This window comes from Streptomyces sp. CRN 30 (assembly GCF_034105845.1).
Genome location: NZ_JAVRHI010000036.1, coordinates 1 through 6,583, shown reverse-complemented (window position 1 = coordinate 6,583; position 6,583 = coordinate 1). Strand labels below are relative to the sequence as shown.

Annotated in this window: 5 protein-coding genes and 1 pseudogene; 2 read left to right on the top strand and 4 right to left on the bottom strand. The window is 72.1% G+C overall.

Annotation, left to right across the window (positions count from 1 at the left end):
* Both UW392_RS03845 and UW392_RS03840 read right to left on the bottom strand, forming a co-directional pair.
* A pseudogene (locus UW392_RS03845) lies at positions 1-182 on the bottom strand (hypothetical protein); the annotation flags it as partial.
* Positions 179-739, bottom strand: a complete 561-nt coding sequence (locus UW392_RS03840) for a SigE family RNA polymerase sigma factor (protein ID WP_320773420.1) — start codon at positions 737-739, stop codon at positions 179-181. The pseudogene UW392_RS03845 and the gene UW392_RS03840, both read right to left, overlap by 4 nt.
* Before the next feature lie 289 nt (positions 740-1,028).
* Here UW392_RS03840 and UW392_RS03835 point away from each other — a divergent pair, with 289 nt between their 5' ends.
* Complete coding sequence (locus tag UW392_RS03835; RefSeq protein WP_320773419.1) at positions 1,029-2,480, top strand: NCS2 family permease; 1,452 nt, start codon at positions 1,029-1,031, stop codon at positions 2,478-2,480.
* Positions 2,481-2,492: 12 nt separating this feature from the next.
* Here the strand turns inward: UW392_RS03835 and UW392_RS03830 are convergent, their stop codons facing one another.
* Together UW392_RS03830 and UW392_RS03825 are read right to left on the bottom strand one after the other, a co-directional pair.
* Positions 2,493-3,953 carry a peptidoglycan D,D-transpeptidase FtsI family protein gene (locus tag UW392_RS03830; protein ID WP_320773418.1) on the bottom strand — a complete coding sequence of 487 codons (1,461 nt, stop codon included), beginning with the start codon at positions 3,951-3,953 and terminating at the stop codon, positions 2,493-2,495.
* 83 nt (positions 3,954-4,036) lie between these two features.
* Positions 4,037-4,810, bottom strand: a complete 774-nt coding sequence (locus UW392_RS03825; protein ID WP_320773417.1) for an IclR family transcriptional regulator — start codon at positions 4,808-4,810, stop codon at positions 4,037-4,039.
* 142 nt (positions 4,811-4,952) lie between these two features.
* Between UW392_RS03825 and UW392_RS03820 the strand changes: the two genes are divergently transcribed.
* Positions 4,953-6,485 carry an aldehyde dehydrogenase (NADP(+)) gene (locus UW392_RS03820; RefSeq protein ID WP_320773416.1) on the top strand — a complete coding sequence of 511 codons (1,533 nt, stop codon included), beginning with the start codon at positions 4,953-4,955 and terminating at the stop codon, positions 6,483-6,485.
* Positions 6,486-6,583: the final 98 nt, after the last annotated feature.

The window sequence follows — 6,583 nt, the reverse complement described above, 5'->3', positions numbered from 1 at the left end:
GTGGCGCCCGCGAGCCGCGCCCAGCCGGCCCAGCCGCTCAGCGGCCGGCGCGCCCGGTGCGTGGCGCGGGTCCCCTCGGCCATGCCGCGTTCGATCCGGGCCAGGATGCGCGCACGGTCGGGCTCGTGGGCCTCGGCCGTCTCGCGCAGACGGGCGCGCAGGTCCTCGTGCACGTCCCTCATCGGTCCCTTCCTCCGGTGGCCCCGGACACCGCCCGGTGGATCTGCCGCGGGACGGACTCGGCCCCGAGCAACCGCTGGAGCTCGGCCATCCCCTTCGACGTCTGACTCTTCACCGTACCCACCGACACCCCGAGTGCGAGCGCGGTGTCCTTCTCGGAGAGGTCGAAGGCGTGCCGCAGCACCACGCACGCCCGCTTGCGGAACGGCAGTCTGCGCAGCGCCTCCTGCACGTCGACCATGCCGGGGACGTCCGGGTTCTCCGTCTTCTCCTCGCGCTGCGACCAGAACAGGGTGATGCGGCGCCGCTCACGGACCGCGCTGCGGATCCGGCTGCGGGCCAGGTTGGCCACCACGCCGCGCGCGTACGCCACCGGGTGCTCGGCCGCCCGCACCCGGTCCCAGCGGTGCCAGAGCGCGAGCAGCGCGTCGGCCGCCAGGTCGTCGGCCGCGTCGGCCTCGCCCGTCAGCAGGGCGGCCAGCCGCGCCAGTTCGGCGTAGTGCCGCTCGAAGAAGGCGTGGAACTCCACGGAGGCTGCGTCGTCGACGGCAGTGCCCACGGGCGGACTCCTCGCTGCGGCTCGACGGGACCGGTGCGGGGGATGTGCGCGCACGGACCCGTGCTCGGTCGCCCGTGCGGTCACGGCCCCCGGGTCGCCCCGGCATCACATGATCGTTTCCGTGGGGCGAGGACCGGAAGCGTAGCAGTGTCCGTACGGGCCTTCGAACGGCGTATGAGGTACCGAACTGTGATTCCGTAACACGGAGGAAACCCGGACCGCACGCGGTACGGGGACGATCCAGCCAGCATCAAGTCACCCTCTACGCAGGTCACGAGGAGTATGCGTCATGTCCGACACGCAGCAGGAGGCGGGGCGGCCCCAGGCCGGGCCGTCCGCGGCGCCCCGGGTCGACCGCTTCTTCCAGGTCACCGCTCGGGGCTCCACGTATCCCCGGGAGTTGCGCGGCGGCTTCGCCACGTTCTTCACCATGGCGTACATACTTGTCCTGAACCCCATCGTCCTCGGCAGCGCCGAGGACAAGTTCGGCCACCGGCTCGACGGCGCCGAACTGGCCACCGCCACCGCCCTGGTGGCCGCCGTCATGACATTGATCATGGGCGTCGGCGGCAACCTGCCCCTCGCGCTCGCCGCCGGACTCGGCCTCAACGCGGTCGTCGCCTTCCAGATCGCCCCGCTGATGAGCTGGGCCGACGCGATGGGCCTCGTCGTCATCGAGGGACTGCTCCTCTGCGTGCTGGTGGTCACCGGACTGCGCGAGGCCGTCATGCACGCCATTCCGCAGCCGCTCAAGCAGGCCATCGGCGTGGGCATCGGCCTGTTCATCGCCTTCATCGGCTTCGTCGACGCCGGGTTCGTCAGCCGGATGCCGGACGCCGCCAACAGCACGGTCCCGGTCCAGCTCGGTGGCTCGGGCGCCCTGTCGGGCTGGCCGCTCCTCGTCTTCTGCCTCGGGGTGCTGCTGACCATCGCGCTGATCGCCCGCGGGGTGAGGGGCGCGATCCTGATCAGCATCCTGGTGATGACGGCCGTCGCCATCGTGATCGACGCGGCCGCCGACGTCACGAGCTGGGGCCTGACCTCACCGAAGATCCCCGACAGCCTGGTGGCGGCGCCCGACTTCGGGCTGCTCGGCGACTTCAGCCTGTTCGGCGCCTTCGGCGAGGTCACCGTGATCACCGTGGTCCTGCTGCTCTTCACGCTGCTGCTGTCGGACTTCTTCGACACCATGGGCACGGTCGTCGGCGTCAGCGCCGAGGCCGGACTGCTCGACGAGGAGGGCAGGGTGCCGAACCTGGGCCGCGTCCTGCTCATCGACTCGGCGGCGGCCGTCGCGGGCGGCGCCGCCTCCGCCTCCTCCGCGACCTCCTACATCGAGTCGGCGGCGGGTGTCGGCGAGGGCGCGCGCACCGGGTTCGCCAACCTGGTCACCGGCGGGCTGTTCGCGTGCGCGCTGTTCCTCACCCCGCTGCTGACCATGGTCCCGATGCAGGCGGCGGCCCCGGCGCTGATCGCGGTCGGTTTCCTGATGATGACCCAGGTCAAGCACATCGACTGGGAGCGGTACGAGATCGCCGTCCCCGCCTTCCTGACCATCGCCGTGATGCCGTTCACCTACTCGATCACCAACGGTATCGGCGCCGGCTTCGTCTCGTACGTGCTGATCAAGACCGTGCTCGGGAAGGCCAGGGAGGTGCACTGGCTGCTGTGGGGGACGTCGGCGCTGTTCCTGGTGTACTTCGCGATCGACCCGGTGGAGCAGCTGCTGGGCGTGAAGTGACCCCGACGCTCCTCAGCCGTCCAGCGCCGCCGCCATCATGGCCCGGGCCACCGGGGCCGCCAGGCCGTTGCCGCTGACCTCGGAGCGGGCCGCGTCCGACTGCTCGATGATCACCGCGACCGCGACCTGCCGGTCGCTCGTGTCGGACTTCGCGTACGAGGTGAACCAGGCGTACGGCGTCTTGCTGTTGTTCTCGCCGTGCTGGGCGGTTCCGGTCTTGCCGCCGACGGTGGCCCCGGAGAGCCGGGCGTTGGTGCCCGTGCCCTCCTCGACCACGGTCCGCATCGCCGACCGGAGCTGCTCGGCGGTGGCGGAGCTGACGACGCGCTCGGTGTCCGCCTCGCCGTCGTGGTCCTCGAGGACGTTGCCGTCGGCGTCGCCGGTCCGCGCCACCATGTGCGGGGAGACCAGCTCTCCGCCGTTGGCGATGGCCGCCGACACCATGGCGATCTGCAGCGGGGTGGCCGTCACGTCGAACTGGCCGATGCCCGACAGCGCGGTCTGCGCCTCGTCCATGCCGGAGGGGTACACGCTCGCGTACGCCCGCACCGGCACGTCCAGTTCCTTGTCGTCGAAGCCGAACTTCTCCGCCATCGCCCGCACCTTGTCCTGGCCGAGGTCGACCGCCAGCTTCGCGAAGACGGTGTTGCACGAGTACTGCAGGGCCACCCGGATCGAGGCGTTCGCGCAGGGCGCCGTGGAACTCTCGTTGCGCAGTTCGGTGACCGTGCCGGGCAGCGTGTACGGGGACGGGCTGTCCGTCGGCTCGTCCACGGTCCCGTACAGCCCGTCCTCCAGCGCGGCGGCCGCCACCACCAGCTTGAACGTCGAGCCCGGTGGCAGCGGCTGCCGCAGCGCCCGGTTGACCAGCGGTTCGTCCTCGTCCTCGCTGAGCTTCTGCCAGGCCGCCGCGTCGGAGGAGCCGGATCCGCTGATGGTGCCCGGATCGTACGAGGGGGTGGAGACCACGGCGAGGAGCTCCCCGGTCGCCGGGTCGATCGCGACGGCCGCGCCCTTGGTGTCACCGAGCGCCTCGTACCCGGCCCTCTGCACGTCCGGGTCGATCGTCGTGATCACGTCACCCGGTGCGGCGCGCTCCTTGGTGAGCACGTCCAGCGGGTCCTTCAGCTCGGTCTCCGTGCCGTCGAGCAGGTCCCGGTAGATGCCCTCCAGCTGCGTCGCGCCGTACACCTGGGAGCTGTACCCCGTGACGGCCGCGTACAGCGAACCGTCGGTGTAGGTGCGCTTGTACGCGAGGTCGCTGCCCTCGGTGCGCGTGGAGCCGGTGACCGCGTCACCGCCCACGACGATGTCGCCGAGCGGCTGGGCGTACTGCTCCATCACCGTGCGCCGGTTGTCCGTGTCGTCCGCGAGCGCCCGCGCCTCGTAGAACTGCACCCAGGTCGCCCTGACCAGCAGGGCGAACACGAGCAGCAGGGTGAAGACGGCGGAGCGCCTGATCGTCTTGTTCATGACGTCCGGAAGGACGAGTGAGAAGGGGACGGGCGTTCCCTTCCGCCCGTTTTCTCATGCTTTCCTCATGGAGCCGTACGGCGTCACAGCCTCCGCGTCGCCAGCGTCAGCCGGTCCCGGGCGTCGAACAGGGCGTCCTTGACCAGCTGCTCGTGGGCGGGGGTCAGCCGGGCCACCGGCACCGAGCAGCTGATCGCGTCCCGGGCCGGGGTGCGGTACGGGACGGCCACGCCGAAGCAGCGCAGGCCCAGCGTGTTCTCCTCGCGGTCCACGGCGATCCCCTGCTCACGGATCTGGTGCAGCTCCTCGATGAGCTCCTCGCGGTCCGTGAGGGTGTGTTCGGTCAGCGCGGGCAGCGTCTCGGGGAGCAGCCCCCGGACCTGCTCGTCGGTGTGGGTGGCCAGCAGCGCCTTGCCCAGCGAGGTGGAGTGGGCGGGCAGCCGGCGGCCCACGCGCGTGAACGGGCGCAGGTAGTGCTGGGACTGGCGGGTGGCGAGGTAGACCACGTTGGTGCCGTCGAGGCGGGCCAGGTGGATGGTCTCCGTGGTGTCGTCCGAGAGGCGGTCCAGGGTCGGACGGGCCGCGGCCACCACCTCGTCGCCGTCGATGTACGAGGTGCCGACGAGCAGCGCCCGCACACCGATGCCGTACCGCGTGCCCGTCGCGTCCGTCTCGACCCAGCCGAGGTCGACGAGGGTGCGCAGCAGCATGTACAGGCTCGACTTGGGGTACCCGACCGCCTCCTGCACGGAGGCCAGGGAGTGCATGCCGGGACTCCCGGCGAAGTACTCCAGCAGTTCCACCGTGCGCACCGCGGACTTGACCTGCGCCCCGCCGCCCGTCTCGCCTGCCGACATCGCCCCTTGACCCCTTCGTTCGACGGGAAATAGTCTCGAAAAGTGTTCATCACCAGAGACGGCGTTCAGTATATCGAACGACCCTGGTGGGTGACGTACGAACTGCGGCAAGAGCCGGCATGACATGTGGAGGGAACCCGCGGTGGCAGCAGCACCAGTCTGGAGTGTCGACCCCCGTACCGGGAAGCAGCGCGAGCAGGTTGCGGTGGAGGCCACGGCCCAGGGCGTGGACGAGGCCGTCCGCGCCGCCCACGCCGTGAGAGGCGCCCTCGCCGACCGCACGGTGCGCGCCGCGTTCCTGCGCACCGCCGCCGACCGGCTCCAGGGTGCGAAGGACCGCCTCGTGGAGCTGGCGGACGCGGAGACCGCGCTCGGCCCCGTGCGGCTGACCGGTGAACTCGCCCGCACCTGCTACCAGTTGCGGGCCTTCGCGGACCTCGTCGACGAGGGCGCCTACCTCGACGTGGTGATCAACCACCCCGACGACACCGCCACCCCGCCCATCCCCGACCTGCGCCGCTACAAGGTGCCGCTCGGCGTCGTGGCCGTCTACTCGGCCTCCAACTTCCCCTTCGCCTTCTCGGTCGCCGGCGGCGACACGGCGAGCGCGCTGGCGGCGGGCTGCCCGGTCGTCGTCAAGTCCCACCCCGACCACCCGGGCCTGTCCGAGCAGGTCGCGGCCGAACTGCGCGCGGCCGCCGCCGAGCACGGCATCCCCGAGGGCGTCGTGGGGCTCGTGCACGGCTTCGAGGCGGGCGTCGAGCTGGTCGAGCACCCGCTGGTCGCGGCGGCCGGCTTCACCGGTTCCGTACGCGGCGGCCGGGCCCTCTTCGACGCGGCGGCGGCCCGCCCGGTGCCGATCCCGTTCCACGGCGAGCTGGGCTCCCTCAACCCCGTCGTCATCACCGAGGCCGCGGCGGCCGAGCGCGCCGAGGCCATCGGAACCGGGCTCGCGGGCTCGATGACCCTGGGCGTGGGCCAGTTCTGCGTCAAGCCGGGTCTGGTGCTGGCGCCGAAGGGCGCGGCCGGCGACCGGCTGCTGAAGTCGCTCACCGAGGCGGTCGCCGACGTCGACGCCGGTGTGCTGCTGGACCACCGGATGCGCGACAACTTCCTCGCGGGCGTCACCGAGCGCGCCGCGCTCCCGGGCGTCGAGGCCCCGGTCGCCGCGGGCGAGGGCGACGAGCACTCGGTCCGCCCCGGCTTCCTCACCGTCCCGGCGGACAAGCTGGCCGTCGAGGGCGGCGCGCACGAGCTGCTCCTCGAGGAGTGCTTCGGCCCGCTCACGGTCGTGGCCCGCTACGAGGACGACACCGAGGTCCGGGCGCTCCTCGCCCGGCTGCCCGGCAACCTCACCGCGACCGTGCACCTCTCCGAGGCGGAGGCCGCGGGTGAGGGCCGGGGCGCGGAGATCCTCGCCGAGCTCACCCCGCTCGCCGGCCGCGTGCTCGTCAACGGCTGGCCCACCGGTGTCGCGGTCGCCCCCGCCCAGCACCACGGCGGCCCGTATCCGGCGACGACCTCCACGTCGACCTCCGTGGGCGGCACCGCGATCGAACGCTGGCTGCGGCCGGTCGCCTACCAGGGCGCCCCCGAGGCCCTGCTCCCGCCGGAGCTGCGCGACGACAACCCGCTGGGGCTGCCGCGGCGGTTCAACGGGCTGCTGGAGCGGTAACGCTCCGCTGGGCTCGATGGGTCGGCCGCGGGTGCGTCGTGGCCGGTCGCGCAGTTCCCCCGCGCCCCTGCATGCCGGAGTCCCGGCCGCCTCAGGCG

What these genes read in the sequence shown, in the direction of transcription:
- UW392_RS03825 (WP_320773417.1), bottom strand. Translation starts at nt 4,810, where the DNA reads ATGTCGGCAGGCGAGACGGGCGGCGGGGCGCAGGTCAAGTCCGCGGTG.
- UW392_RS03830 (WP_320773418.1), bottom strand. Translation starts at nt 3,953, where the DNA reads ATGAACAAGACGATCAGGCGCTCCGCCGTCTTCACCCTGCTGCTCGTG.
- UW392_RS03835 (WP_320773419.1), top strand. Translation starts at nt 1,029, where the DNA reads ATGTCCGACACGCAGCAGGAGGCGGGGCGGCCCCAGGCCGGGCCGTCC.